The organism is Nocardia coubleae NBRC 108252, from assembly GCF_001612805.1.
GTDB lineage: Bacteria > Actinomycetota > Actinomycetes > Mycobacteriales > Mycobacteriaceae > Nocardia > Nocardia coubleae.
On sequence record NZ_BDBD01000004.1, the window covers coordinates 424806 to 449260 of the forward strand.

Annotated in this window: 27 protein-coding genes; 7 read left to right on the forward strand and 20 right to left on the reverse strand. The window is 68.9% G+C overall.

The window, feature by feature from the left end; genetic code table 11:
• Positions 1–7: 7 nt before the first annotated feature.
• The 3 genes from NCO8_RS03815 to NCO8_RS03825 are packed head-to-tail and all read right to left on the reverse strand — an operon-like array spanning position 8 to position 2519.
• Entirely contained in the window at positions 8–844 is an 837-nt protein-coding gene (locus NCO8_RS03815) for a TrmH family RNA methyltransferase (RefSeq protein ID WP_067636317.1), read from the reverse strand.
• The gene (gene miaA, locus NCO8_RS03820; RefSeq protein ID WP_067636319.1) at positions 841–1767 is read right to left on the reverse strand and encodes a tRNA (adenosine(37)-N6)-dimethylallyltransferase MiaA; all 927 of its coding nucleotides are present in this window, start codon (positions 1765–1767) and stop codon (positions 841–843) included. The genes NCO8_RS03815 and miaA overlap by 4 nt, the downstream gene beginning before the upstream one ends.
• A complete protein-coding gene (locus NCO8_RS03825) occupies positions 1764–2519 on the reverse strand; it encodes a class III extradiol ring-cleavage dioxygenase family protein (RefSeq protein ID WP_167353237.1) in 756 nt (251 codons plus the stop codon). The genes miaA and NCO8_RS03825 overlap by 4 nt, the downstream gene beginning before the upstream one ends.
• A 263-nt stretch (positions 2520–2782) precedes the next feature.
• Between NCO8_RS03825 and NCO8_RS03830 the strand changes: the two genes are divergently transcribed.
• Positions 2783–4162, forward strand: a complete 1380-nt coding sequence (locus NCO8_RS03830) for a DUF349 domain-containing protein (RefSeq protein WP_067492753.1) — start codon at positions 2783–2785, stop codon at positions 4160–4162.
• Between the two features lie 54 nt (positions 4163–4216).
• On the opposite strand, the gene NCO8_RS03835 is transcribed toward NCO8_RS03830, so the two are convergent.
• Both NCO8_RS03835 and miaB read right to left on the reverse strand, forming a co-directional pair.
• A complete protein-coding gene (locus NCO8_RS03835) occupies positions 4217–4798 on the reverse strand; it encodes an Rv2732c family membrane protein (RefSeq protein ID WP_067636323.1) in 582 nt (193 codons plus the stop codon).
• 119 nt (positions 4799–4917) lie between these two features.
• Positions 4918–6459 carry a tRNA (N6-isopentenyl adenosine(37)-C2)-methylthiotransferase MiaB gene (gene miaB, locus NCO8_RS03840; RefSeq protein ID WP_084456472.1) on the reverse strand — a complete coding sequence of 514 codons (1542 nt, stop codon included), beginning with the start codon at positions 6457–6459 and terminating at the stop codon, positions 4918–4920.
• Between the two features lie 233 nt (positions 6460–6692).
• On the opposite strand from miaB, the gene NCO8_RS03845 reads away from it, so the two are divergent.
• The 4 genes from NCO8_RS03845 to NCO8_RS03860 all read left to right on the forward strand — a co-directional run bounded on the left by NCO8_RS03845 (position 6693) and on the right by NCO8_RS03860 (position 9944).
• Entirely contained in the window at positions 6693–7421 is a 729-nt protein-coding gene (locus NCO8_RS03845) for an amino acid ABC transporter ATP-binding protein (RefSeq protein WP_166655747.1), read from the forward strand.
• A 36-nt stretch (positions 7422–7457) separates the two neighbouring features.
• On the forward strand, positions 7458–8294 hold the full coding sequence (locus NCO8_RS03850; protein ID WP_067492748.1) for a glutamate ABC transporter substrate-binding protein: 837 nt from the start codon (positions 7458–7460) through the stop codon (positions 8292–8294).
• Between the two features lie 85 nt (positions 8295–8379).
• Positions 8380–9051: an amino acid ABC transporter permease gene (locus NCO8_RS03855; RefSeq protein WP_067636325.1), complete on the forward strand. Its 672-nt coding sequence runs from the start codon at positions 8380–8382 to the stop codon at positions 9049–9051.
• Positions 9048–9944, forward strand: a complete 897-nt coding sequence (locus tag NCO8_RS03860) for an amino acid ABC transporter permease (protein ID WP_067636327.1) — start codon at positions 9048–9050, stop codon at positions 9942–9944. Before NCO8_RS03855 ends, NCO8_RS03860 begins: the two co-directional genes overlap by 4 nt.
• 50 nt (positions 9945–9994) lie before the next feature.
• Here NCO8_RS03860 and NCO8_RS03865 read toward each other — a convergent pair whose 3' ends face one another.
• The 10 genes from NCO8_RS03865 to NCO8_RS03910 all read right to left on the reverse strand — a co-directional run bounded on the left by NCO8_RS03865 (position 9995) and on the right by NCO8_RS03910 (position 19196).
• Complete coding sequence (locus tag NCO8_RS03865; RefSeq protein ID WP_067636328.1) at positions 9995–10855, reverse strand: 3-hydroxyacyl-CoA dehydrogenase; 861 nt, start codon at positions 10853–10855, stop codon at positions 9995–9997.
• Between the two features lie 95 nt (positions 10856–10950).
• The gene (locus NCO8_RS03870) at positions 10951–11928 is read right to left on the reverse strand and encodes a glycine betaine ABC transporter substrate-binding protein (protein ID WP_084456473.1); all 978 of its coding nucleotides are present in this window, start codon (positions 11926–11928) and stop codon (positions 10951–10953) included.
• Positions 11925–12728 (reverse strand): ABC transporter permease, encoded by an 804-nt coding sequence (locus tag NCO8_RS03875; protein ID WP_084456475.1) that lies wholly within the window; start codon positions 12726–12728, stop codon positions 11925–11927. The genes NCO8_RS03870 and NCO8_RS03875 overlap by 4 nt, the downstream gene beginning before the upstream one ends.
• A 139-nt stretch (positions 12729–12867) precedes the next feature.
• A complete protein-coding gene (locus NCO8_RS03880) occupies positions 12868–14049 on the reverse strand; it encodes an ABC transporter ATP-binding protein (protein WP_067636330.1) in 1182 nt (393 codons plus the stop codon).
• Positions 14042–14692 carry an ABC transporter permease gene (locus NCO8_RS03885; protein ID WP_067636695.1) on the reverse strand — a complete coding sequence of 217 codons (651 nt, stop codon included), beginning with the start codon at positions 14690–14692 and terminating at the stop codon, positions 14042–14044. The genes NCO8_RS03880 and NCO8_RS03885 overlap by 8 nt, the downstream gene beginning before the upstream one ends.
• Before the next feature lie 215 nt (positions 14693–14907).
• Positions 14908–16203, reverse strand: a complete 1296-nt coding sequence (locus NCO8_RS32970; RefSeq protein ID WP_376739949.1) for a regulatory protein RecX — start codon at positions 16201–16203, stop codon at positions 14908–14910.
• A 4-nt stretch (positions 16204–16207) separates the two neighbouring features.
• Positions 16208–17245 carry a recombinase RecA gene (recA, locus tag NCO8_RS03895; RefSeq protein ID WP_067492737.1) on the reverse strand — a complete coding sequence of 346 codons (1038 nt, stop codon included), beginning with the start codon at positions 17243–17245 and terminating at the stop codon, positions 16208–16210.
• A 140-nt stretch (positions 17246–17385) separates the two neighbouring features.
• Positions 17386–17835, reverse strand: a complete 450-nt coding sequence (locus NCO8_RS03900; RefSeq protein WP_067492990.1) for a nuclear transport factor 2 family protein — start codon at positions 17833–17835, stop codon at positions 17386–17388.
• Positions 17836–17846: 11 nt separating this feature from the next.
• Positions 17847–18725 carry a pyridoxamine 5'-phosphate oxidase family protein gene (locus NCO8_RS03905; RefSeq protein ID WP_067636332.1) on the reverse strand — a complete coding sequence of 293 codons (879 nt, stop codon included), beginning with the start codon at positions 18723–18725 and terminating at the stop codon, positions 17847–17849.
• A 9-nt stretch (positions 18726–18734) separates the two neighbouring features.
• Positions 18735–19196, reverse strand: coding sequence for a VOC family protein (locus NCO8_RS03910; RefSeq protein ID WP_067636334.1), 462 nt, complete (start codon positions 19194–19196; stop codon positions 18735–18737).
• A gap of 126 nt (positions 19197–19322) precedes the next feature.
• On the opposite strand from NCO8_RS03910, the gene NCO8_RS03915 reads away from it, so the two are divergent.
• Entirely contained in the window at positions 19323–19838 is a 516-nt protein-coding gene (locus NCO8_RS03915) for a CGNR zinc finger domain-containing protein (protein WP_067492733.1), read from the forward strand.
• 4 nt (positions 19839–19842) lie between these two features.
• Here NCO8_RS03915 and NCO8_RS03920 read toward each other — a convergent pair whose 3' ends face one another.
• From NCO8_RS03920 to NCO8_RS31755, 5 genes are all read right to left on the reverse strand, one after another.
• The gene (locus NCO8_RS03920; RefSeq protein WP_067636336.1) at positions 19843–21069 is read right to left on the reverse strand and encodes a tetratricopeptide repeat protein; all 1227 of its coding nucleotides are present in this window, start codon (positions 21067–21069) and stop codon (positions 19843–19845) included.
• 7 nt (positions 21070–21076) lie between these two features.
• Positions 21077–21268 (reverse strand): DUF3046 domain-containing protein, encoded by a 192-nt coding sequence (locus tag NCO8_RS03925; protein WP_067492988.1) that lies wholly within the window; start codon positions 21266–21268, stop codon positions 21077–21079.
• Positions 21269–21377: 109 nt separating this feature from the next.
• Positions 21378–22532, reverse strand: a complete 1155-nt coding sequence (locus NCO8_RS03930) for a glycosyltransferase (RefSeq protein ID WP_067636697.1) — start codon at positions 22530–22532, stop codon at positions 21378–21380.
• 131 nt (positions 22533–22663) lie between these two features.
• Positions 22664–23374 (reverse strand): PIG-L deacetylase family protein, encoded by a 711-nt coding sequence (locus tag NCO8_RS03935; protein WP_067636698.1) that lies wholly within the window; start codon positions 23372–23374, stop codon positions 22664–22666.
• Positions 23375–23390: 16 nt separating this feature from the next.
• Entirely contained in the window at positions 23391–23567 is a 177-nt protein-coding gene (locus NCO8_RS31755; protein ID WP_166655713.1) for a hypothetical protein, read from the reverse strand.
• Positions 23568–23721: 154 nt separating this feature from the next.
• Between NCO8_RS31755 and NCO8_RS03945 the strand changes: the two genes are divergently transcribed.
• Entirely contained in the window at positions 23722–24417 is a 696-nt protein-coding gene (locus NCO8_RS03945; RefSeq protein WP_067636701.1) for a maleylpyruvate isomerase family mycothiol-dependent enzyme, read from the forward strand.
• Positions 24418–24455 lie beyond the last annotated feature (38 nt).

The window sequence follows — 24455 nt, forward strand, 5'->3', positions numbered from 1 at the left end:
GAGCCCGTCATCGGGCGAAGGTGCGGCGCTGCCGGGCGATCTCGTACAGGCCGATCGCGCCTGCCGACGGGGCGCCGAGCGAGCTGGCGGTGCCGCCCATCGGGATGGTCACGAGGTCGTCGCAGGCCTGCGACCAGGCCGAACTCATGCCGGTGGTTTCGTTGCCGACCACCAGGATCGTGGCCTCGGTGAAGTCGTAGTCGTAGATGGTCGACGGCGCGTGTTCGTCGGTGCCGACGATGCGGGTGGGGATTCCGCGCGCCACCTGCCGGTCGCGGAACTCCACGACCTGGGCGGGGCCCGACGCGCGCAGGACGGGCACGGCGAACAGCGAACCGGTGGAGGCGCGCACGGCCTGCGGGTCGAACTGGTCGGCGCCGTGGCCGGTGACGATCACGCCCGATGCGCCGAAAGCGTCGGCAGACCGGATGAGGGTGCCGAGGTTGCCCGGCGAGTTGGGCCGGTCGAACACGACGACGACCGGGAAGTCCTCGCCGGGTTCACCGGGTTCGTACTGGTCCAGAGCGGGCTGCCGTGATTCGGCCACCGCGACGATCTCGGGAATCGTGCCCGACTTCTCCCCCAGCTCGGCCATCAGTTCGGGAACCAGACCCACCTGCGGAATGTCGGTGGTGTCGAGCAGTTCCCGCGCCCAGCTCGACAGATCGGGCGTGCCGAGCCGGTAGAGCAGCGTTTCCAGCGGCCAGTCGTTGGCCAGGGCCTGGGTGATCGGGCGGACGCCCTGCACGAGGAAGCGGCCGTCGCGATGACGCTTGGTCCGGTTGTTGAGGTAGGCCTGCCACACCTGCACCGAGGCGTTGCGGGTACTCACTCGTCGGGTCACTGCGCGGTCCGTCCTGTCTGTTCGTCGAGCAGGGTGAGCGTGGTGGCGGCGAGGTCGGGGTCCGCGCCGTCGACCCAGGTCACCCTCGGGTCGCGGCGGAACCACGAGCGCTGCCGTCGCACATAGCGGCGGGTGCCGATGAGGGTGCGTTCGCGGGCGTGCGCGAGATCGTATTCGCCGTCGAGGTAGGCCAGCACCTGGGCGTATCCGATCGCGCGGCGCGCGGTCTGGCCTTCGCGCAGTCCGGCGTCGAGCAGGGCGCGGACCTCCTCGACCAGGCCCGAGTCGAACATGTGCGCGGTGCGGGCCTCGATGCGGGCGTCGAGGGCGGCGGTCTCCCGGTCGACGCCGACGATGACGGTGTCCCAGCGCGGTGCGCCGATGGTCGGGGCCGAGGCGGCGAACGGTTTGCCGGTGAGTTCGACGACTTCCAGTGCGCGGACCATCCGTCGCCCGTCGGTGGGCAGGATGGTGTCGGCCGCGACCGGGTCGGCCGCCCGCAGCGCCGCGTGCACGGCCGCGACACCGCCGTCGGCCAGCACCGCTTCCCAGCGGGCCCGCACCTCGGGGTCGGTGGCCGGGAAGTCCCACTGGTCGAGCAACGCCTGCACGTACATCATCGAGCCGCCGACGACCACCGGGATGCGCCCGCGCGCCATGATGTCCTCGACGATGTCGCTGGCCGCGCTCTGGTAGGCGGCGACCGTGGCGGTCTCGGTGACATCGAGAACGTCGAGGAGGTGGTGCGGGATGCCGCGCCGCTGCGCGGGCGGCAGTTTCGCGGTACCGACGTCCATGCCGCGGTACAGCTGCATCGCATCGATGTTGACGATCTCGCCGTCGAGCCGTTCGGCCAGGTCGAGGGCAAGATCGGACTTCCCGGTCGCGGTGGGTCCGACGACCGCGACGGGACGCTTCGTCATCGGCCGGCCTCCCACACGCTCACGTCGTAGCCCACGCCGTACGGTGCGCCCTGGTAGAGGGTGCGGACCCGCGGGTCGGCCGGATCGGGGGCGAACAGGCCGCCGAGCGCTTGGTAAGCGGCGCGACCCTCGACCCGCAGTTGCGCACACAGGTCGGGGTCGAGTGCGGCGAGCCCGGCACGGGAGCCCTCGCGCAGGGCCGCATCCAGATCCGATTGGAACGGGGCGGCGCGCTCGTCGAGGTAGCCCGGGGATTTGAGGGTGAGGGTGGCGGCTCCGTCGGCGACGACGAGCACCGCCCACGGCGCCGGACCGGCATCGAGTTCGGCGCGCAGGTCGGCACCGAAGCGGGCGCACTCCCCCGGTGTTGTGTCGGCGGCGATCACTCGCGCCCGTACGGAGACGCCGGGCGCGGCCTGCTCCCGCAACCACCCGGCGATCAGGACGGGCAGCGGAAGCTGGGGGTCTGCCGGTGCGTCGGCGTTCGCGCCCGGGCCGAGACCGACGACGACATCGGCGCCGAAGCCACGGAAAGTCCCCCGCACACCGGGTTCGAACGTTTCGGCACGTGCGCCTGCGCCGACGACGACCCAGCGATCGGCACGGTCGGCGAGGGTGGCGGCGGCCTCGAGCGCGGCCGCGCGCAACACCACCACCGGCTCGTCGGGAGCATCGCCGGAGGCCACCTGGTGTCCGCACAGTTGTGGCACCAGCATCGGCGGCGACGGGACCAGGGCCGCTATCGAGAACACGAGGTAACCGTAGCCGCACCGGTGGCGCGCACCAGCATCCGGCGCAGGAGGAGCGCACCGGGGTCAGCGAGTGTCCGGCGCCGTGACGCCCCGCGAGATTGCTAGTGTTTTCTGATGCGACCACCCCCGTCGTCCGGGACGAAATCCCAGGAAACGCGGCATCCGATCCCCGGGATCGATGGTTTCCTCGGCTCGAAGCGGGTTCAATGGGATGTGCTAGAGCGTAACCAGGCAGCCGTGACGCGCGGCAGGGACGGAGAGCAATGACCGACAGCAACGGAACCGCGAAGCCCACCCCCGGTCCGGGCCCGCGACCCTCCGGCACCCCCAAGCCCGGCGGCAAGGCTGCGCGTCCGCCCAAACCGCACGCCGTGAAACCCGCTCCCGGCCCCGACCAGGCCCACCCGCACGCGGTGGTGGTGCCCGCGTCCACCGACCCGAGCAAATGGGGTCGCGTCGACGAGGACGGCACCGCTTGGGTGAAGACCGCCGACGGTGAACGCGTCGTCGGCTCCTGGCAGGCCGGTGACGCCGCCGAGGGCCTTGCCCACTTCGGCCGCCGCTTCGACGACCTGGCCACCGAGGTGGCGTTGCTCGAGGCGCGCTTGGCCGCAGGCGCCGATGCCCGCAAGACCAAGGCCGCCGCGCTGGCATTGGCCGAGACGTTGCCGACCGCCGCCGTCATCGGTGACATCGACGGCCTGGCCGCCCGTCTGCAGGCCATCACCGAGCACTCCGAGGAAGCCGCCGCGCACGCCAAGGAGGAGAAGGAACGCGCCCGCCACGAGCACACCGAGCGCAAGGAAGCCCTGGCCGCCGAGGCCGAGCAGATCGCCGCCGAATCCACCCAGTGGAAGGCCGCGGGCGACCGGTTGCGCGAGATCCTCGACGAGTGGAAGTCGATCCGCGGTGTCGATCGCAAGGTCGACGACGCGCTGTGGAAGCGCTACTCCAAGGCGCGTGAGGCGTTCAACCGTCGCCGCGGCGCCCATTTCGCCGAGCTCGATCGCGAACGCGCCACCGCCAAGACGCGCAAGGAAGAGCTGTGCGTGCGCGCCGAGGAGCTGTCCGGCTCCACCGACTGGACCGGCACCGCCGCGGTGTTCCGCGACCTGCTCACCGAATGGAAGGCGGCAGGCCGGGCGCCCCGCGAGGCGGACGAGGCGCTGTGGCGGCGGTTCAAGAGCGCGCAGGACGTGTTCTTCGCCGCCCGCAACGCGGCGGTCTCCGAACGCGACGCGGAGTTCGAGCACAACGCCGTCGCCAAGCAGGAACTGCTCGACGCCTACGAGCACATCGACCCGGCCAACGGCCTCGAGGCCGCCCGCGCCGCCCTGCGCGAACTGCAGGACAAGTGGGATGCCATCGGCAAGGTCCCGCGCGAGCGGATGCAGGAGCTGGAAGGCAGGCTGCGCGCGATCGAGAAGCGGGTGCGCGACGCGGCCGATCAGCAGTGGCGCCGCACCGACCCGGAGGCCGTGGCCCGGGCCGCGCAGTTCCGCGAGCGCGTCGCCCAGTTCGAGGAGCAGGCCGCCAAGGCCGAGGCCGCGGGCAAGAAGCGGGACGCGGAGAAGGCACTCGAGCAGGCCAAGCAGTGGCGTGAATGGGCGGAAGCGGCCGAAGGCGCCGTCAGCAATCTCTGACGAGAACGAGAAAACCCCGACCGCCTTCGGTCGGGGTTTTCTTCGTTTCGGGGGCTATTCCTCGCCCAGCAGGCGTTTGCGGTCGCGTTCCTCGGCTTCGCGGGCGGCATTGCGGCGCTGTTCCTCCGCGGCCAGCTGCACGGCGGTGCGACTCCAGACCACCCGGATCCAGTGGAAGGTGAGCACCATGACGGCCAGGGTGCCGAGGATCAGGCCGATGCCGGGCCCGGCGCCCTCGTAGTTGCCGAGGCCGGGGGTCTGGCGATGCCAGATCGACAGCACGCCGAACACACTCGCCACAGCCGAACCCGCACAGGCCAGCCAGGCCAGCACCCAGCGCCGGGTGGTCAGGGCCAGTAGCGAGAAGCCGACACCGAACACGATGACCAGCCACACGAAGACGCGGGAGGGCAGCCCGATGTGTTCGAGCCGGGCCGCATCGGTGCTCAGCAGCACATCGAAGCCGCGTGCGGCGCCTGCGTGCGGCAGGATCAGCGAGATGAGCAGGGCGAATACCGCGCCCGCCACCACCATGGCCCGTGCGCCGGGATCGATCTCACCGGCGATCCGCCGTTCGACGGCGTCGATCTCGCCGCGGAACTGCTCGAATTCCTGATCGTTGCCCACCCGGTTCACGTCGCTCCTGTCCGCAGGGTTACTCGGCTCGTGTGCGCCGGGCTCCACTCTGCCATCCCCCGCGCCGTCCTCGGCACCCGACCCACTACGACCGGTAGTAGAGTCCGGGTCCTCGGCGTTCATGCCGGACACCCGGTCGAACAACCGCTGTCCACCGGCTCGACCGCGGGCGTGCCGATGCGCGGCAAGCCGAGGCCGACACCGATCGGCGCGGTCTTGGGCGTGACCCCTCGCTCGTGCGCGTCACCCGCTCGCGTGCGGCGATGCGATTTCACGACACCGTCGGCGATCAGGTGGTGCGGTGCGGCGGCGGTGATGTCGACGACGACGAGGTCACCGGGCCGGATCCCCGCATCGGTGCCGGGCCGGAAGTGCACCAGTCTGCCGTCGCGGGCGCGTCCGCTCATCCGCGCGGTCGCCGCGTTCTTCTTGCCCGCTTCGGCCACGAGCAATTCCACCTCGGTGCCGATCAGCGCCTGGTTCTCCTCGAGCGACACCTGCTCCTGCAGGGCGATGAGGCGGTCGTAGCGTTCCTGGACCACGGCCTTGGGCACCTGATCGGCCAGTTCGGCGGCCGGGGTGCCGGGACGCTTGGAGTACTGGAAGGTGTAGGCGCTGGTGAAGCGGGCCCGGCGCACCACGTCCAGGGTCTCCTGGAAGTCCTCCTCGGTCTCGCCGGGGAAGCCGACGATGATGTCGGTGGTGATCGAGGCGTGCGGCATCGCGGCGCGCACCTTGTCGATGATGCCGAGGAAGCGTTCCTTGCGGTAGGAGCGGCGCATCGCCTTGAGCACCCGGTCCGAACCCGACTGCAACGGCATGTGCAGCTGCGGGCAGACATTGGGTGTCTGCGCCATCGCCTCGATGACGTCGTCGGTGAATTCCGCCGGATGCGGCGAGGTGAACCGCACCCGCTCGAGTCCCTCGATCCGCCCGGTCGCGCGCAGCAACTGGGCGAAGGCGCCACGGTCGCGCGGCTGTTCGGGGTCGACGAAGTTCACGCCGTAGGAGTTCACGTTCTGACCGAGCAGGGTCACCTCGAGCACACCCTGGTCGACCAGCGCCTGCACCTCGGCGAGCACGTCACCGGGGCGACGGTCCACCTCCTTGCCGCGCAGCGCGGGCACGATGCAGAAGGTGCAGGTGTTGTTGCACCCCACCGAGATCGACACCCAGCCCGCGTAGGCCGATTCACGCTTGGCGGGCAGGGTGGACGGGAAGGCCTCGAGCGATTCGAGGATCTCCACCTGGGCCTGCTCGTTGTGCCGTGCCCGTTCGAGCAGCACCGGCAGCGAACCGATGTTGTGCGTGCCGAACACCACGTCCACCCACGGCGCCTTGCGCACCACGGTGTCGCGGTCCTTCTGCGCCAGGCAGCCGCCGACGGCGATCTGCATGCCCGGCCTGCCCTGCTTCACCGGGGCGAGGTGCCCGAGGGTGCCGTAGAGCTTGTTGTCGGCGTTCTCCCGCACCGCGCAGGTGTTGAACACCACCAGGTCCGGGGTGTCGCTCGGCGCGGCCTTCACATAACCCGCGTCTTCGAGCAGGCCGGACAAGCGTTCGGAATCATGGACGTTCATCTGGCAACCGAAGGTGCGGACCTCGTAGGTGCGCGCCTCGGTGACCGAGCCGTGCGTCGCATTCTGTCCGTTCGAATCCACCCGTCCAGGGTACGGCCACCGCCCCGGTGACCTGCGTCGCGGTCGGGCAGGCCGACCGCGACGAGGAGACTGCCGCCCGGTTACCGGCAGGTGTCTTCTCGGCGAGCCGAGACGGCGAGTCACGGAAAGCAGGGCAAATCTCCGAAGAACGCCTAAGGTTTCTGAGCATGACCGACGACGCCGCACCCGCGACCGGGAAAGCCGACGCCGCTGCCACTGCAGGCGCGCCGCCGATGATCTCGATGCACAACGTGGACAAACACTTCGGTGAGCTCCATGTTCTGCGCAATATCAACCTGGAAGTGCCCCGCGGGCAGGTCGTGATCGTCCTCGGCCCCTCGGGCTCGGGGAAGTCCACCCTGTGCCGCACCATCAACCGGCTCGAACCGATCGACTCGGGCCGCATCGCCATCGACGGCGTGGATCTGCCCGCCGAAGGCAAGGCCCTCGCCGCGCTGCGCGCCGAGGTGGGCATGGTCTTCCAATCGTTCAATTTGTTCGCGCACAAGACAATTCTCGAGAACGTGATGCTCGCGCCGATGAAGGTGCGCGGCATCAAGAAGGACGAAGCGCGCAAGCACGCGCTCGCCCTGCTCGACCGGGTCGGCATCGCCAACCAGGCCGACAAGTACCCCGCCCAGCTGTCGGGCGGCCAGCAGCAACGCGTGGCGATCGCGCGGTCGCTGGCGATGGACCCGAAGGTGATGCTGTTCGACGAGCCCACCTCCGCGCTCGACCCGGAGATGGTCAACGAGGTGCTCGAGGTGATGGTCTCCCTCGCCAAGGAGGGCATGACGATGCTCGTGGTCACCCATGAGATGGGCTTCGCCCGCCGTGCCGGCGACCGGGTGCTGTTCATGGCCGACGGCGAGGTCGTCGAGGACGCGGAGCCCGAAACGTTCTTCACCGCACCGCGATCCGACCGCGCCAAGGACTTCCTCGGCAAAATTCTCAGCCACTGACTTGTAGCGACACCACAAGAGGGAGAAGGAAACTCGATGAGGATCAATCGTGCGGTGCGCGTCGGCGTCGGCGCTGTGGCTCTGGCTCTGGCCGCCACCGTGACGGCGGCCTGCGGCGGCGGTGACGAGGGCAGCGCGCTCGACCACGCCAAGGAAGGCAAGCTGACCGTCGGCATCAAGTTCGACCAGCCGGGTCTCGGCCTGCGCAACACCGACGGCACCTACAGCGGCTTCGATGTCGAGGTCGCCAAGTACGTCGCCGACAAGCTCGGGGTGAAGCCCGAGGCCATCACGTTCAAGGAAACCCCGTCGGCGCAGCGCGAGACGATGATCGAGAACGGTCAGGTCGACTTCATCGTCGCCACCTACTCGATCAACGACAAGCGCAAGGAGAAGGTCGATTTCGCCGGCCCGTACTACGTGGCGGGCCAGGACCTGCTGGTGCGTGCCGACAACACCGACATCACCGGCCCCGATTCGCTCGCGGGCAAGAAGGTCTGCTCGGTGAAGGGCTCCACCCCGGCCCAGAACATCGAGAAGAACTACCCGCAGGCCCAGCTGCAGACCTACGACACGTACTCGCTGTGCCTCGAGGGCCTGCGTGGCGGTGCCATCGACGCGATGACCACCGACGACGTGATCCTGGCCGGTTACGCCGCGCAGGCGCCCGGCACCTACAAGCTGGTGGGCAAGACCTTCACCACCGAGAACTACGGCATCGGTGTGAAGAAGGACGACACCGAGGCCCGCACCAAGATCAACGACGCGATCGAGGCGATGATCGCCGACGGTTCGTGGAAGGCCGCGCTGGAGAAGTCCTTCCCCGGCACCGGTTTCAAGGTCCCGGAGCCGCCGAAGGTCGACCGCTACTGATCCCGAACACCGTCGCGGTGGCCCTGTGCCACCGCGACGGTCTTTGTCCTGCTGGCCTTTCTCATCGATCGGAGGACGCGCGTCCGTGTTCGACCTGATCTCGGAGTATGACTCCCGAATCCTCGCTGCCTTCTGGGTGACCATCAAGCTGACGTTCTTCTCGGCGATCGGCGCCCTGATTCTCGGCACCATCGTCGCCGGAATGCGTGTGTCTCCCATCCCCGTCGCGCGCTGGGTCGGCACCGCCTACGTGTCGATCTTCCGCAACACCCCCCTGACGCTGATCATCGTGTTCTGCTCGCTCGGCCTCTACAGCACGCTGCGGTGGGAGCTGGCCGGTGATTCGATCAAGGACAACAACTACTGGTGGGCGATCATCGGATTGAGCGTCTACACCGCGGCTTTCGTGTGCGAATCGCTGCGGTCGGGCATCAACACCGTCCACATCGGGCAGTCCGAGGCGGGCCGCTCGCTGGGCTTCGGGTTCGCCCAGAATCTGCGCCTGATCGTGCTGCCACAGGCTTTCCGGGCCGTCATCGCCCCGCTGGGCAGCGTGCTGATCGCGCTGACCAAGAACTCGACGATCGCCTCGGTGATCGGCGTCGGTGAGGCCGCGTTCCTGATGAGCGAGATGAACGAGAACGAGGCCGCGGTGCTCGCCATCGGTGCGATCTTCGCGCTCGGCTTCGTCGTGCTCACCCTGCCGACCGGCTTGTTCTTCGGCTGGCTGGCCAAGCGATTCGAGGTTGTCCGGTGAGTTCAGGCGCTTCGGTTCTGTTCGACGCTCCCGGCCCCAAGGCCCGGGTGCGGCACTGGATCTACTCGGTCCTGGTAGCGGCGGTGCTCGTCGCGATCGCGGTGTGGATGTTCCTGGCCTTCCAGCGCGAAGGCCAGTTCACCGCCGAGAAGTGGAAGCCGTTCCTCGAGGCCGAGGTCTGGGAGACCTATCTGCTGCCCGGTCTCGAGGGCACGCTCACGGCCGCGGTGCTCTCGATCATCGGTGCGCTGATCTTCGGCATGATCTTCGGCATCCTGCGCCTCTCGGATCACACCTGGGTGCGCTGGGTGGCGGGCGCGATCGTCGAGCTGGCCCGGGCCATCCCGGTGCTGATCCTGATGATCTTCCTGTTCGCCGTGTTCGGCGACTACAAGGTGTTCCCGTCCGATCAGCTCGCGCTGGCCGCGGTGGTCATCGCCCTGATCGTCTACAACGCCTCCGTCATCGCCGAGATCGTGCGGGCGGGTATCCGGTCGCTGCCCAAGGGCCAGAGCGAGGCCGCCGTCGCGCTCGGCATGCGCAAGACCCAGCTGATGCGGCTGGTGCTGTTGCCGCAGGCGATCACCGCGATGCTGCCCGCGCTGGTCTCGCAGATGGTGGTGGTGCTCAAGGACACCGCGCTCGGCTACCAGATCACCTATGTGGAGCTGGTGCGCTCGGGTCAGCAGGTCGGTGCGGCGGAGCAGAACACGATCCCGGCCCTGATGGTGATCGCGGTCATCATGATCTCGCTCAATATCGCGCTGTCGTTCCTGGCGACCCGGTTGGAGAAGCGGCTGCGGTCGCGGCGCAAGAAGGGCGGCGGTGCGGTGCTGGCCGCCGACTCGATCGTCACCGATGCCGCACCCGGCGTGGACATCACCAAGAAGTAGGTTCCGACCGTCGGGGCCCGGTCCGTACGTCGGACCGGGCCCCGTTCGTGTCAGCTGTCGTAGCGGTAGAAGCCCTCACCGGTCGACAGGCCGAGCTTGCCCTTGTCGATGTAGTTCTGTTTCAGCCAGTCGGCGAGCTTCTGTTCCTCCGGGCCGCCGTTGGTGAGGATGTTGTAGGGCGTGGTGAGCCCGACGATGTCGAGGATCTGCATCGGTCCCATCGGTGCGCCGGTCCCGATGCGCCAGGTCTCGTCGACGGCCTTCGGTTCGGCATAGCCGCCCGCGACCAGCCCCATGCCGGCGTTGAGGAACGGGACGAGCAGCGAGTTGAGCACGTAACCCGCCTTCTCCTTGTGCAATTCGATGGGCACCATGCCGATGTCGGAGGCGAACTTCACGACCGAGGCGAACACCTCCGGGTCGGTCTCCGGTGTGCCCATCACCTCGGCGGTGTTGAACTTCCACACGTGGTTGGCGAAATGCAGGGCGAGGAAACGGTCGGCGCGCCCGGTGAAACCGGCCATGTCGCTGGGCAGCAGCGTCGAGGAGTTCGTCGCGAAGACCGTGCGTTCCGGGGCGAGGCCGCCCAGCTTCGTGTACAGGTCGCGTTTGATGGACAGCACCTCCGGCACCGCCTCGACGACCAGGTCTGCGTCGGCGACCGCGGCGGCCAGGTCGGTGGTCAGCGTGATGCCCGCGGCCGTCGCCTCGGTCTTGGCGGTGTCGGCTCCGTTCACTTCGGCCTGGTAGGTCTTCGCGAGTTCGTCGAACCGGGTGCGGGCGGCGGCGATCGCCTTGTCGTCGATGTCGTAGGACGTCACGTCGAAGCCGTGGTACGCGGTCTGGAACGCTATCTGGGAACCGAGGACGCCGGTTCCGAGAACTGTCACCTTGCGGAATGCGATGGTCATGCGTGTTCCTCCCAGCGATGTCGGTGTGCCGGTGTGTAGCCACCGTCCATCATGGCCCGGCTGGTCGACATCGTGGGGAGGCGGTCCGGGGCGGGTCAGCTGGCTGTGACGAGGCCTTCGGCGATCATCCAGTCTCGGGCGACGTCGGCGGGTTCGCGACCGTCGATGTCGACCTGGCGGTTGAGTTCGGTGATGACCTCGTTGGTGAGTCGGGCCGAGATCGGCGCCATGATGTCGACCACACGGGGGTTGGCGTCGGCGAATGGGCCGTGCATCACCAGGGCCGCGTTGTACTTGGGGAAGAAGCCCTTGTCGTCTTCGAGCAGCACCAGGTCCAGGGCGGGGATGCGACCGTCGGTGGCGGCGACGGAGCCGAAGCGGCACTGTTTCGCGTCGGCGGTGGCCTGGTAGACCAGGGCGTCCTGCACGATCTGTTTCTGCGCTCTGCCCGCGTCGATGCCGTATTTCTGGGCCAGGCCCGGGTAGCCGTCGGGGCGGACGTTGAACTCGGTGCCCACGCAGGTGGCGGCCGCGGCCGGGTCGGCGGCGAGCAGTTTCGCGTAGTCCGACAGGGTGCGCACCCCGGTCTCCTCGGCGGTGCGCCTGCTGGTGACCAGGGCGTAGGTGTTGTTCATCGGTGCCATGGCCGCCCACACCATGTCGTGCTGTGCGCGGTCGGCGTCGCGGACGAGGTCGAACTGTTTGCGTTCGTCGGGTTCGGGGGTCTCGTTACCGAGGTAGTTGATCCAGCCGGTGCCGGTGTAGTCGTAGGCGATATCGATCTGGCCGTTGAGTTGCGCGTCGCGCAGGCTGTTGGAGCCCTGGATATTGGTCAGGTCACGCACGTTCGCGCCTGCGGCGGTGAGGGCGAATTCGATGAGGTAGCCGAGGATATTGGCCTCGGTGAAGTCCTTGGACCCCACCGTCACCGCGACACCGTCGAGTTCCGGGACCGGGGTGATACTGCCGGGCCCCACCGGCAGCGGCACCGAGCCACCCGATTGCAGACCGCACCCGGCGAACACCACCGCGAGAACCGGGATCAGCCCGCGCAACCATCTGCTCTTGTTCACCGCAGCCCCCTCGGCCCGAGAAACTGTTCGGCCAGCGCGCCGAGCCAGTCGACGAACAGGGCCAATGCCACCGCGAGCACCGCACCGACCGTCAGGGTGACGGTGTCGCGCAGCTTGTAGCCGGTGTCGATGAGAATGCCGAGCCCACCGGCGCTCACCATGAACGACAGCGTCGCGGTGCCGACGGCGAGCACCAGGGACGTGCGCAACCCCGCGAGGATGTAGGGGATTGCGAGCGGAAACTCGATGCGCCGCAACACCTGCACGGCCGACATCCCCTGACCGCGACCGGCATCGACAACGGCCGGGTCCACCTGCTGATAGCCGAGAATGGTATTGCGCAGCACCGGCAGCAGCGAACAGAACGCGATCGGCGCGACACCCACCCAGAACCCGGTGGTCCGGGTGAGCAGATAGCACAGCACGATCAGGCCGATGGCGGGCGCCGCGGCTCCGATATTGGCGATGCCGACGAAAAACGGTGCGAGACGGCGGAATCGGTGCCGGGTGAGCAGGGTACCCAGCGGCACCGCGATCATGATGACGATCGCCACGACCGCCACTGTGATGAGCACGTGCTGCCAGGTGACCTGGGCGATATTGCCCGCACTGATGCTGGCCTGCTGAATGGTGGTGAGCTCACGGCGGAACGCCCACACCAGCACGCCGACGGTCAGGATCAGCACGATCACCGGTTGGGCCAGCAGCCGCAGGAATTCGGCGCGCCGCTGGGTCGCCGGTGCGGACGCCGCGGCGGGGAGATCGACGACCGGGCGGGTGGAGGGAGTAGCGGTCACCATGAGTCCGCCCTTTCCACGACGAGAACCCATGTGGGCGAGGCCGATCGGATGTGCTTCGTTGCGCCGCCGTCACGCCGTGCGGCCACCGAGTGCGATGCTGCCGGCGGATCCGATGCTTGCACTGCGCATCGCCTGGTCGTCATGACGACGCCTTTTCGGACGTGCTCGCCGACGAGGCCAGGTGGTCTATCAGGGTGTCGACGGTGACGACACCGGCGTAGTTGCCGGCCGGGTCGAGGACGATCGCCGAGGCGGTGCGTTCGGTGAGGAGGGCGGCGAGGGCGTCTTGGAGGGTGGCCTCGGCGGGGAGGGTCGCGCCGATGGGGGTGCCTGCGGTGGTGAGGGAATCCGCATGGGCCAGTTCGTCTCTGGATACCCGGCGCAGGGGGCGGCGGTCGGTGTCGAGGACGACGGCCCAGGAGCGGTCCGCCTGGCGGAGCGCGGCGGTCAGTGTGGTGGGGTCGGTGTCCTCGGTGACGGCGACGCCCTGGTCCAGGTCGAGGTCGGCGAGGACCGCGAGACCGAGGCGGTCGATGGTCGCGGTGGCGCCGACGAAGCCGGCGACCGTGTCGTCGGCGGGGGCCGCCAGGATCGCGGCGGGGGTGTCGTACTGCAGGATGCGGGAGCGGTCGCCGAGCACCGCGATGCGGTCACCCAGTTTCACCGCCTCACCGAAATCGTGGGTGACGAACACGATGGTCTTGCCGAGTTCGCCCTGCAGGCGCAGCAATTCGTCCTGCAGCAGGGCGCGGGTGATGGGGTCGACGGCGCCGAACGGTTCGTCCATCAGCAACACCGGCGGGTCGGCCGCCAGCGCGCGGGCAACGCCGACGCGTTGCTGCTGGCCGCCGGAGAGCTGGCGCGGGTAGCGGTCACGATAGGTGTCGGGATCGAGGCCCACGAGCTCGAGCATTTCGTCGGTGCGGGCGGCGACGCGGCGCCGGTCCCAGCCGAGCAGGCCCGGCACCGTCGCGATGTTCTTGGCGACCGTCATGTGCGGGAACAGTCCGGCCTGTTGGATGGAATAGCCGATGCCACGGCGCAATTCGTCGGCGTCGATGGCGAGCGCGTCGCGACCACCGATGGTGATGGTGCCCGAGGTCGGTTCGATGAGGCGGTTGATCATCCGCATGGTTGTGGTCTTGCCACAGCCGGACGGGCCGACGAGGACGACGATCTCCCCGGCGGGGATCGTCATGCTCACCTCTTCGACCGCGGGGTCCGGCTGCTCCGGATACCGTTTGGTCACCCGGTCCAGGACGATCTCCACCCCGGAAACGGCGGTGGCGGCGCCGGTTTCGGCGGTGCTGGTGTCAGTCACGAATACCCCTCGAGATGGTGAACCGTCCGAGCAGAACCAGGACGCCGTCGAGCGCGAGTGCGAGCACGACGATGAGGATGGTGCCGGTGAGCGCCTGCGGCACCGCGTTGGGACTGCCGAGGCGCGCGAGCCCGGAGAAGATCAGGTTGCCGAGCCCCGGGCCTTTCGCGTAGGCCGCGAGCGCGAGGATGCCCATGATCATCTGCGCGCTCACCCGCATGCCGGTGAGGATCGACGGCCACGCCAGCGGCAGTTCGATCCTGGTGAGCAACTGCCACCGGCCCATCCCGACACCACGTGCGGCATCGACGGCGGCCGGGTCGACGGTGGACAACCCGAGCACGGTGTTGCGCAGAATCGGCAGCAGCGCGTAGAGGACCAGCGCGACGATGGTCGGTGCCACACCGAGCCCGAGGAACGGGATCAGCAGCCCGAGCAGCGCGAACGACGGCACAGTGAGGATCGCTCCCGCCGTCGCGGTCGCCGCCGCCGATCCGAGCGGACTCCGGTAGACCAGGATGCCCACGAGCACCGCGATCACCGTCGCCAGCAGCAGGGACTGCACCACCGCCGACACATGCAGATACGAATCGACCAGCAACTGCTCACGCCGGTTCACCACGAACGACCACAGTGCGTCCAGGTTCCCCACCTCCCCATCGTCCGGCGGCCCAACGGGCCCTGCCCCAAGATGCCCACCCACAACCTGGGCGAAACAAGCCGTCCCACACCCTCGGCCCACCGAGCACCCGAATCCACCTGCGCGGACCCGCGTTTCACTTCCGCCTCATGCTAACGCCCCACCCCGACACCCGTGGCCGTTCCGGTTCCCCGACCCGGATCACGAGGACGACCGAATCATCGCCCCGCTTCGGCCAGTTCCGCTTTCACCACGGCGTAGGCGGTGGCGGGGTTGTAGCCGCGGCGGGCGAGCATGTCGACGAGGCGGCGGGTGAGTTTGGTTCGGTCGAGGTCGGGGGGTGTGGTGCGGAGTTTGCGGCGCACCAGGTCGGCGGCTGCCTCGTCGTCGCCGGGCTCCGGACGGGGGCGGCGTGCGGGGGCGGCGGTGCCGCGGGAGGGTTCTCGGGCAGTGTCGGCCCGGGCCTGCCGGGCGCGGCCGTCGTCGGTGTTTGGCTGCTCGGCGCCGTCGTGGTTCGCGCTGTAATCGGCGCCGGTGGCCGAGGTTCGGGCGAAACCTGCGGCATCGAGTTCCGTGGTGACGACAGCGAAGGCGGTGGACTGGTCGTAGCCCCGACGGGCCAGCATGCCGACCAGGCGGCGAACCGCCTTGTCACGGTCGAGTTCTCGGGGCAGGGTGCGCAGCTTGCGTCGAACCAGGTCGGTGGCGCGGTCGCGTTCGGCGTCGTCGGAGACCATCGACAAAGCCTGTTCGGCCTCGGCGGGGGCTACTCCTTTGTCGCGCAGTTCGCGCTGGAGCGCTTTCTTCCCTTTGCCGGAGTAGGTGTGGCGGGCGTGTACCCACTGTTCGGCGAAGGAACTGTCGTCGATGAGGCCCACTTCGGCGAGCCGCTCGAGCGCCGCTGCGGTGACTTCGAGCCGGAAACCCTTCTCGCCGAGCCGTTTCTCCAGTTCGGCGCGGCTGCGGGCCCGCACGGCCAGCAACCGCAGGCAGGCGTCCTTGGCTTGTTCCACGGTGGCGTCGGGCCGGTCACCCGGGGCGAGCCGGCGTGTGCCGGCTCGCCTCTCGGGCTCTCCCGGTGGGGATCCGGCCGCCACCGGATCCACCTGCCGCCCGTCGTCACCACCGACGACGGTCGACAGGGAGTCTGTGTCGCGCCGCGTGGATCGGCGAGAACGCCGGGCGCGGCGAGGCGTCGCCGCCCCGCTCCCCCACTCTTCATGATCAACACCGGTTCGCGGGGCGGAATCGGTCCGATTGTGTTCGTCGGTGAATCCGGTCGGGTGCGCGCGCTGCGGATCGCCCGCACCCGACCGAATTCCCTTCGCGCCCGAGGCGGCTCGTTCGGCACGAGCCGCCGGGGCGAGTTCGGTTGCCGACCCCGGTTCGCGCGTCACCTCGGACGTCAGCGACTGCGGTTGCACCTCGATACCGAGGCGAGCCAGCTGACGTCGCATGTCCTCGACCGGATCGGCCGAGTCGCGGCGCGCGCGGCCGGGGTTCGGCGTGCGCATCGGCTCAGAAGTCGGCGGGTGCGTCGGCCTCGGCGGTCAGATCCGCGCCGATGCCGAGTTTTTCCTTGATCTTCTTCTCGATCTCGTCGCGCACATCGGTGTTCTCCAGCAGGAACTTGCGGGCGTTCTCCTTGCCCTGGCCCAGCTGGTCGCCCTCGTAGGTGTACCAGGAGCCGGACTTGCGGATGAAGCCGTGCTCGACACCCATGTCGATGAGCGAGCCCTCCTTGGAGATGCCCTGCCCGTAGAGGATGTCGAACTCGGCCTGCTTGAACGGCGGGCTCACCTTGTTCTTGACGACCTTCACGCGGGTGCGGTTACCGACCGCGTCGCTGCCGTCCTTGAGGGTTTCGATGCGGCGCACGTCCAGGCGCACCGAGGCGTAGAACTTGAGCGCCTTACCACCGGTGGTGGTCTCGGGCGAACCGAACATCACGCCGATCTTCTCGCGCAGCTGGTTGATGAAGATGGCGGTGGTGCCCGAGGTGCTCAGCGCGCCGGTCATCTTGCGCAGCGCCTGGCTCATCAGGCGGGCCTGCAGGCCGACGTGGCTGTCGCCCATCTCGCCCTCGATCTCGGCGCGCGGCACCAGGGCCGCGACCGAGTCGATGACGATGATGTCGATGGCACCCGAGCGCACGAGCATGTCGGCGATCTCGAGGGCCTGCTCACCGGTGTCGGGCTGGGAGACGAGCAGTGCGTCGGTATCGACCCCCAGCTTGCGGGCGTAGTCGGGATCGAGCGCGTGCTCGGCGTCGATGAAGGCGGCGACACCGCCCGCGGCCTGGGCATTGGCCACCGCGTGCAGCGCGACGGTGGTCTTACCCGAGGATTCCGGGCCGTAGATCTCGACGACGCGACCGCGCGGCAACCCGCCGATCCCGAGCGCGACGTCGAGGGCGATGGAGCCGGTCGGGATGACGGAGATGGGCTGGCGGGCCTCTTCGCCCAGGCGCATGACCGCGCCCTTGCCGAAGCTCTTCTCCACCTGAGCCAGCGCCAGTTCCAGCGCTTTGTCGCGATCGTAGGCCTGCGGTGCCATGATGTGGTCCCCTTCTCGAGGTGAGTGTCTCTCTGGTTGGCGCCCACAGTAGAGGGCGGCACCGACAAGTTCTGTCGCCAAGATTAGTCGAACACTCTTTCGAGTCAAGCGACGCGCCCGCAAACACGCCACGACCGTCGTCAGTGCTGCGGCAGCACCGATTCGTCGCCCTCGGCACGCGGCCCCAGAATCCGTCGTTGCGACTGTTCGATGCGCACATCGTTGATGCTCGCCTCACGCCGGGACATCCGCCCGTCGGGCGCGAACTCCCACTGTTCGTTGCCGTAGCTGCGCCACCACTGACCGGTGTCGTCGTGCCATTCGTACTGGAAGCGCACGGCGATGCGGTTGTCGTGGAAGGCCCACAGATCCTTGCGCAGTGCGTAGCCGTTCTCGGTGGCCCATTTGCGGGTGAGGAACTCGACGATCGCGGCGTGGCCGGTGAAGAACTCGTCGCGGTTGCGCCACACCGAATCCTCGGTGTACGCGGCGGCCACCCGCTCGGGATCACGGGTGTTCCAGGCGTTTTCGGCGGCCCGCACCTTGGCGCGGGCGGAGTCGAGGTCGAAGGGAGGCAGCGGTGGTCGCACGGTGTCGCCTTTCAAGGGTTGTGCGGTGACAGTTCGGGTGCGCCGAAGCGCAGCGGTAGCGCGCCGGGACGTTCGATCACCCGCTCGACGGTGTAGTCGACGGCGCATTGCGCACCGGTGGTGAGATCGGCGGTGTCCCAGATGATTTCGGCCCGGCCGGTGAGCTGCAGCAGCGTACCGGTCGACCAGGCGGCGATCAGCAATCCGCACCGCGGATGCACGGCGAGGTTGCCGAGGGTCATGAACATCGAGTTGCCGCGATAGTCCGGCCAGCGCAGCCGGGTCGACGACAGCAGCTCGAGGAAGCCGGGGTTGCCGCCGCGATGGGAGGCATCGGCGTGCCCGTCGGCGTCGGCGGTGGCGACGAAGAAGGTGTCGGCGGCGGCGATCATCGTCCCCTGCTCGGCGGTGAGTTCCGTGCCGTGCCGCGCCGGACCGGCCTGCCCGGCCGACACAGCACGGATCTCTCGGCGTGAGATGTATTTCGGGCAGTTCGCGTACACCTGTTCGGTGGTGATCCGCACTCCACCGGGCCGCGGCCGCGCGGTCCCGTTGACGCGCATCCGGCGCCGCCGCTGCGCCTGCACGGCAATCATCCCGACCGCGATATCGCCGGTCAACGCGTCGGACAGGGGATCGTCGTCACCGGGTAGCGCGGTGATGTCGATGGTGGTGTCGTCGATCGCGTGGACGAATCCGGCGGGTCCGGTGAGCGGGCTCGCCCACAGCCGCCCGGCCGCGTCGGCCGCCGCGAGGACGACCATCGGCTGCTCGGCGAGGAAGTCCGCGGCGACGGCCGGGATCCCGGTGCGGATCGAACGCCCGACGCGATCGGCGATCCCGGCCTGGCCGAGGCGTTGCTGCACGGCCAGCTCACCCGGATGGAACATGACGACTCCTCAGAAGAATCCACAGGTCGGCGCGCTACCCGCGGGAGCGGGCGCGGATTCGGCGCCGGCCGGGGCGTACACCTCGAGCCGGATGCCGTCGGGATCGGCGAAGAAGATCCCGCCCGAGGACGCGCCCTCGCCGTGGGCGACCACACCTTCGTGGAAGAACTCGGTGGCCAGCTCCCGCAGCGCCGACTCGACGGCGCGCACCGAGTCGAGGTCGGCGACCTGGAAGGCGAGATGATGCAGTCCCGGTGCGCCGGTGGCGAATTCGCCGGTGCTCTGCTGCCACAGCGTGATCATCAGCACGCCGTCGATACCGAAGAAGGCCCAGCGGCGCGCACCGTCGGCGCCGCTGCCGAGTTCCTCGAAGCCGAGACCACGGCGATAGAACTCCGCGGAGCGGTCCAGGTCGGTGACATTGAGCCCGATGTGGCCGGTGGTGAGCACGGGAGCGGTGACGGCGGTCATGAGTCCTCCAGGAATGGGAAACTATCTATGAACGTTTTGATGGTTAGAACATAAGACGATGAAGCACTGCCGTCAACCCTTGAAATACTTTTTGATGGTTAGGAGCGCGAGTTGATAGCCTCAGACATGCGCGATCCCCGTCCGCACACCGGCGAACCACCTGCTCTCGACCTGCTCAACACCCGATGGGCAGGCGCCGAACCCGGCGATCTGCTGGCCGATCTCGACGGGTTGCGGACCTGGCTGGCGCTGCTCGACCTGACCGACCGGGTGCCCGCCGACGAGCACACCCTCACCGCGCTGCACACCGCACGTGACGCCGTATACGACACGGTCACCCGCGCCGACCACACCGCACTCAACCGGGTGCTCGACCAGGGACGCATCCGCCGCGAACTCACCGACGACGGCCCACGCGACATCCCGGAGGTGGCCGACCCCGCCTGGCTACCCGGCTGGCTCGCCGCCGACAACCTGCTGCGGCTGATCGCCGAAGCGCCGCATCGGATCCGCCAGTGCGCCCACCCCGACTGCGTGCTCTTCTTCTACGACACGTCCAAGAACGGCACCCGCCGCTGGCATTCCATGGCGACCTGCGGCAACCGTGCCAAGGCCGCCCGTCACTACGCCAAGAGCGGGTGAGCGTTCAGAACAATTCGTCGAGCAGGCGGTAGTAGTCGAGTTTGTCCGCATCGGGTTCGGTCAGGCCGTAGGCCGCACGGAACGCCGTCACCGCTTCGGCGCCGAAATCCTCCCCGAGGTCGCGTTCGGCCAGGGCGAGGTCGCGGTAGCGGTCGGCGCGGCCGAGCTCGGCGACGTCGATCAGCACGCCACCGGCCAGCACATTGCCCGGGGTGAAATCGCCGTGCGCGACGACGAGATCCTCGCTCGCCGGACGACGGCTGACCAGTTCCGCGAGCAGCTCGGCCGGTGTCCGATCGCGGTGATCGGGGTCGAAATCGTCGGCGTCGACGAACCCCTCGACGACATTGCGGTGCGCCCGTGCGAGGGTGACGTCGAGCCCGGCGTCGAACGGGCAGTCCGCCACCGGCAGGTCGTGCAGGGCACGCAGCCGCGAACCGAGCAGCGTACCGGCAGCGGCCGGGTCGGGTGCCTGCGACGACACCGAACCACCGCCCACGTCCGCGAGAACCAGCACGTCCTCGGCGAACGCCGCCACCTCGGGAACGGCGATGCCCTTGTCGCGCAACCAGATCAGGCGCTCGTGTTCGGCGACGGCGCGCGGGCCGCGTTTGATCCAGTACTCCCCCGCCCGCAGCACATTGCCACCGCGGCCCTCGTGCTCATCGGACCAGTCGGCCAGCGGTCCGACCAAGGCGATCACCTCTGGCGGCAACGGCAGAGCCAGCTCGTCGAGGTGGTCGAGCGCCGCCCTGGTCGACTCGATCAGCTCGGAGTCACCGTCGGCCACCCGCAACCGCATCGCCTCGTTCAGCAGCTCGCGCGCCTCGGCGGGCCGATGCTGTTCGGCCAGCGATTTACCCAGGTGGTGGGCGGCGAAGGAGACGAGTTCGGGGTCGAGGGCGCGGCTGGCGTCCAGCGCGCGGCGGTACAGGATCTCGGCGCGACCGGGTTCACCCTGATAGCGGTACACATCGGCCAGATTGATCCACACGGTGATGCGGCGGCGCTCGGTATCGGCCAGTTCGAGGGCCTGGTCCAGGCGGTCGAGCGCCTCGTCATGGCGCCCGAGCAGCATCAGCGCGATGCCGAGCCTGCGCAGACCACCGAAGTCGTGCGGATCGGCGGCGGCGACACGGGCGGCGAGGGATTCGGCGTCGACCGGGATCATCCGCAATCGTTCGTCGAACCGGTAGGGACGTGCCGACGAGTTCTGCGCTGTCACGGACATGGTCTGGTCACCACCGGTTTCTGGGGACGTCGAAGTCGGCACACAGCGCCCGCCATACCTCGCGCGGGTCGATACCCGCCTCGATCGCGGCCGCACCGGTCATCCCGAAGGCCGGAATGACGTGATCGGCCAGCATGGCGTCGGCGCGCGCAACGCCGAACTCGGTGTGCATCAGCTCCTGGAATTCGGTCAACCGCACCTTGCCCAAGATACTCGCGCTGTCGTGCACCCGTCAGGACGCCGGTCCAGTGCCGCCTGCGTTCGAGGGCCAACCGAAGATGCGGCTGTTGCGAGCCCGACCGGCTACCTCAGACCGTGGCCCCGACGCGATGACAGATCTCGACCGGGTCGGCGACCTCGTCGAGGCCGTCCGCGGCCCGGCGCGCGGCGGCGGCGAACGCCTTGTCGTCGAGAACCTGCCGCACGGCCGCGGCGACGGCGTCCGGGGTGAGCGGCCGGATCAGCAGCGAACTGCCCTGGCGCACCGCGCGATTGGCCAATTCCCACTGGTCGCCGCCGCCGGGCACGGTCACCACCGGCACCCCGGCGGAGAGGGATTTCGCGAGCAACCCGTGCCCGCCCCCACCGACGACCACCGCGGCGTGGGTGAGCAGTTCGTCCTGGCGGCCCAGGCCCGCCGTCGCCCAGGCGGGCAGGTCTGCCGGTGGGGTGTCGAGCATCGAAACCGCCGCGCGCACACCGAGTCCGGACAGACCCTCGAGCACGGTCTCGGCCATGCCGGCCACCCCGGTGTGGGCGGTGGACGGGGCAACCATCACCAGTGGTTCGTCGCCGGGTGGCAGTTCGAGCACGGCATCGGTGGGTTCCCAGAGCAGCGGGCCGACGACGTAGGTGTCGGCGGGCCAATCGGGTCGTGGAAGCTCGAGCGCGGGCAGGGTGGCGATGAGGCGGGCGGCGGGGCCGGGGTCCTCGGCGGCCAGCCCGATGCTCACCCGTGCCGCCGAACGCTGCCGCTCACCGGCCCGCACCGCGCGGTCGGTCATGGTGCGCAGCACGGTGTCGCGCAACCGGCCACGCACTCCCTCGCCCGGTGCCAGCCCACTTCCGATCGGCGGCAGACCTTTCGACGGCAGGTACAGCGGGTGCGGTGAGAGCTCCACCCATGGCACGCCGAGGCGTTCGGCCGCGAGACCGCCCCCGGCGGTGAGCACGTCGGAGACGACCAGGTCGGGCAGCATGGCACCGAGTTCGGGCAGGTTCTCCGTGGCGATGTAGGCGGCGCGTTCGTGGATCCGGGCGCCGGCGTCGGTGTCGTCGTCGACCGAGCGCGGCGCGAGCCCTTTGAGTTTGCGCACGCCGATGCCCGCGGCCCGTGCCGCGTCGAGCCACCGGGGACCGGTGAACAACACCGGCTCGTCTCCGGCGTCCAGCAACCGCAGACACAACGCGATCGCGGGAAACGCATGCCCTGGGTCGGGCCCGGCTACCACAGCTACTCGCATGCGCCTCACCATGCCATATCCGCAGGACGCACGGTCGCGACCCCGTCGACACGGCCCACATCGGCCGATGTCTGGCCGACCCGCCCACGCGCCCAAGACAATCGGGCCGCGTCACCGATTCCGGCGCGCGCTCAGCCCGCGAAGGTGAACAGCTCGAAACCGACCGCGTGCGCGGCGGGGAATCCATCCTTGGGGCCCGTTGCCATCGCCACGATCTCGTCCACCTGTTCTTCCACCGGGACCGTGCTCAGCACCTGCAGATAGCGCCGATGCGCGGCCAGGCTGGCCCGTGCCCTGTCCAGCTGATCACTCACGTCCACCGCGTGGGTGGCGACCGGGCCGACGACGGCGGCCCAGCGCGCGGACCACGGTGCCAGATCGGCGATCTCGGGGAAGATCCATTCGTTGCCCGCGTCGGAGACCGCGTCCATCGCCGAGCGGCCGACGGCCCGGTGATCGGCGCTGTTCACGAAGCCGGGCGCCCAGGTGTCGCCGAAATTGAACAGCACGACCATCTCGGGGCGGTGCCTGCGGATCGCGGCGGCCAGGTCGCGCCGCAGCGGCAGGCCCTCCTCGATGCGCCCGTCGGGGTAGTCGAGGAATTCGACGGTGTGCACGCCCACTTCGCGTGCGCCCGCGATCTCCTCGGCCTCCCGCAACGGCGCGGCCTGCGCGGGGGGAACGCCCGCGATCCCGGCTTCCCCTCGGGTGACGAGCAGATAGCGAATGTCCTTGCCCTGCTTCGTCCATCGCGCGACGGCCGCCGCCGCACCGTATTCGATGTCGTCCGGATGCGCGACGATCACGAGTCCGCGCTGCCAATCCTCGGGTAGCCGTTCCACCCCGCCCATGCTAGGGCTAGATCTTGCTGACCGGCGTCTTGTCTCCCGACCCCGTCACCGCCTTGTACAGCAGGTACAGCCCGGTGCCGATCGCGGCGAGCACCAGAATCGGCAGCACCGCCTCGAGGATCGCCCCGATGATCCAGAACGCGATGACCGCGACGACGACAATGCCGATGACCTTGAAAACCATGATGTGACTCCTCGGTGTCCGCGACCGCACAGCCGCGATCGACACCTTCGATGCTGCCACCGCAACCGTGGTAAATCACCAGGTCAGCACGGATATCCGGGTAGAGATCAGGGTTCACCCCGAGACTGCCGCCGTCGCCATCTACCGTCAATCCATGAACTACCTGGCTCTGCTGCGTACCGAACTCACCACGTTCGGCGAACTGATCACCGACGACGTCGATCTCGCCGCACCCGTCACCACCTGCGGCGACTGGACCTTCTACGATCTGGTCGATCACCTGGGCCGGGGTAATCAGTGGGTGGTCACCGCCGTCACCGAGCTCCGTGGCGACGACGACGGTCGGCCCGCGCCGAAAGATCCCGCGGCCCTGCGCAAATGGTTCGACGAGTCCGCCGACGCCCTCGCCGCGACTTTGTCGGCCGATCCCGAACAGGAAGCGTGGACCTTCACCCGTGCCATGCCGCGCACGGTCGGCTTCTGGCGCCGTCGCCGCGCCCACGAGACGCTGATGCACCGGTGGGACGGCCAACACGCGCTCGGGAAGGCCGAGCCGTTCGACCGCGCGATCGCCGAGGACGGCATCGATGAGGTCTTCGAACTGTTCGCACCCCGAATGATCCACCGCGGCCTGGCGACCGAACCGGAGGTGGCGCTGCGCGTTCGCACCACCGACACCGATCGCCGCTGGACCTACGGTCCCGGCGAACCGGTGGCCGAGCTGGCGGGTACGGCATCGGATCTGCTGCTCGCGTTGTGGGCCCGCATCCCGCCCGAGGACCAAGGTCTGCGCTGGGACGGTGACCGCGCCGCCGGGCTGCGCGTCCTGGCCGGGCCCTTGGTTCCATAAGCACCCCACCGAACCGGACAAGCGTCCATAATCGGGTT

What these genes read in the sequence shown, in the direction of transcription:
- miaA (WP_067636319.1), bottom strand. Translation starts at nt 1,767, where the DNA reads ATGACGAAGCGTCCCGTCGCGGTCGTCGGACCCACCGCGACCGGGAAG.
- NCO8_RS03830 (WP_067492753.1), top strand. Translation starts at nt 2,783, where the DNA reads ATGACCGACAGCAACGGAACCGCGAAGCCCACCCCCGGTCCGGGCCCG.
- NCO8_RS03845 (WP_166655747.1), top strand. Translation starts at nt 6,693, where the DNA reads ATGATCTCGATGCACAACGTGGACAAACACTTCGGTGAGCTCCATGTT.
- NCO8_RS03850 (WP_067492748.1), top strand. Translation starts at nt 7,458, where the DNA reads ATGAGGATCAATCGTGCGGTGCGCGTCGGCGTCGGCGCTGTGGCTCTG.
- NCO8_RS03865 (WP_067636328.1), bottom strand. Translation starts at nt 10,855, where the DNA reads ATGACCATCGCATTCCGCAAGGTGACAGTTCTCGGAACCGGCGTCCTC.
- NCO8_RS03875 (WP_084456475.1), bottom strand. Translation starts at nt 12,728, where the DNA reads ATGGTGACCGCTACTCCCTCCACCCGCCCGGTCGTCGATCTCCCCGCC.
- NCO8_RS32970 (WP_376739949.1), bottom strand. Translation starts at nt 16,203, where the DNA reads ATGCGCACGCCGAACCCCGGCCGCGCGCGCCGCGACTCGGCCGATCCG.
- recA (WP_067492737.1), bottom strand. Translation starts at nt 17,245, where the DNA reads ATGGCACCGCAGGCCTACGATCGCGACAAAGCGCTGGAACTGGCGCTG.
- NCO8_RS03905 (WP_067636332.1), bottom strand. Translation starts at nt 18,725, where the DNA reads ATGTTCCATCCGGGTGAGCTGGCCGTGCAGCAACGCCTCGGCCAGGCC.
- NCO8_RS03910 (WP_067636334.1), bottom strand. Translation starts at nt 19,196, where the DNA reads ATGACCGCCGTCACCGCTCCCGTGCTCACCACCGGCCACATCGGGCTC.
- NCO8_RS03915 (WP_067492733.1), top strand. Translation starts at nt 19,323, where the DNA reads ATGCGCGATCCCCGTCCGCACACCGGCGAACCACCTGCTCTCGACCTG.
- NCO8_RS03920 (WP_067636336.1), bottom strand. Translation starts at nt 21,069, where the DNA reads ATGTCCGTGACAGCGCAGAACTCGTCGGCACGTCCCTACCGGTTCGAC.
- NCO8_RS03930 (WP_067636697.1), bottom strand. Translation starts at nt 22,532, where the DNA reads ATGCGAGTAGCTGTGGTAGCCGGGCCCGACCCAGGGCATGCGTTTCCC.
- NCO8_RS31755 (WP_166655713.1), bottom strand. Translation starts at nt 23,567, where the DNA reads ATGGTTTTCAAGGTCATCGGCATTGTCGTCGTCGCGGTCATCGCGTTC.
- NCO8_RS03945 (WP_067636701.1), top strand. Translation starts at nt 23,722, where the DNA reads ATGAACTACCTGGCTCTGCTGCGTACCGAACTCACCACGTTCGGCGAA.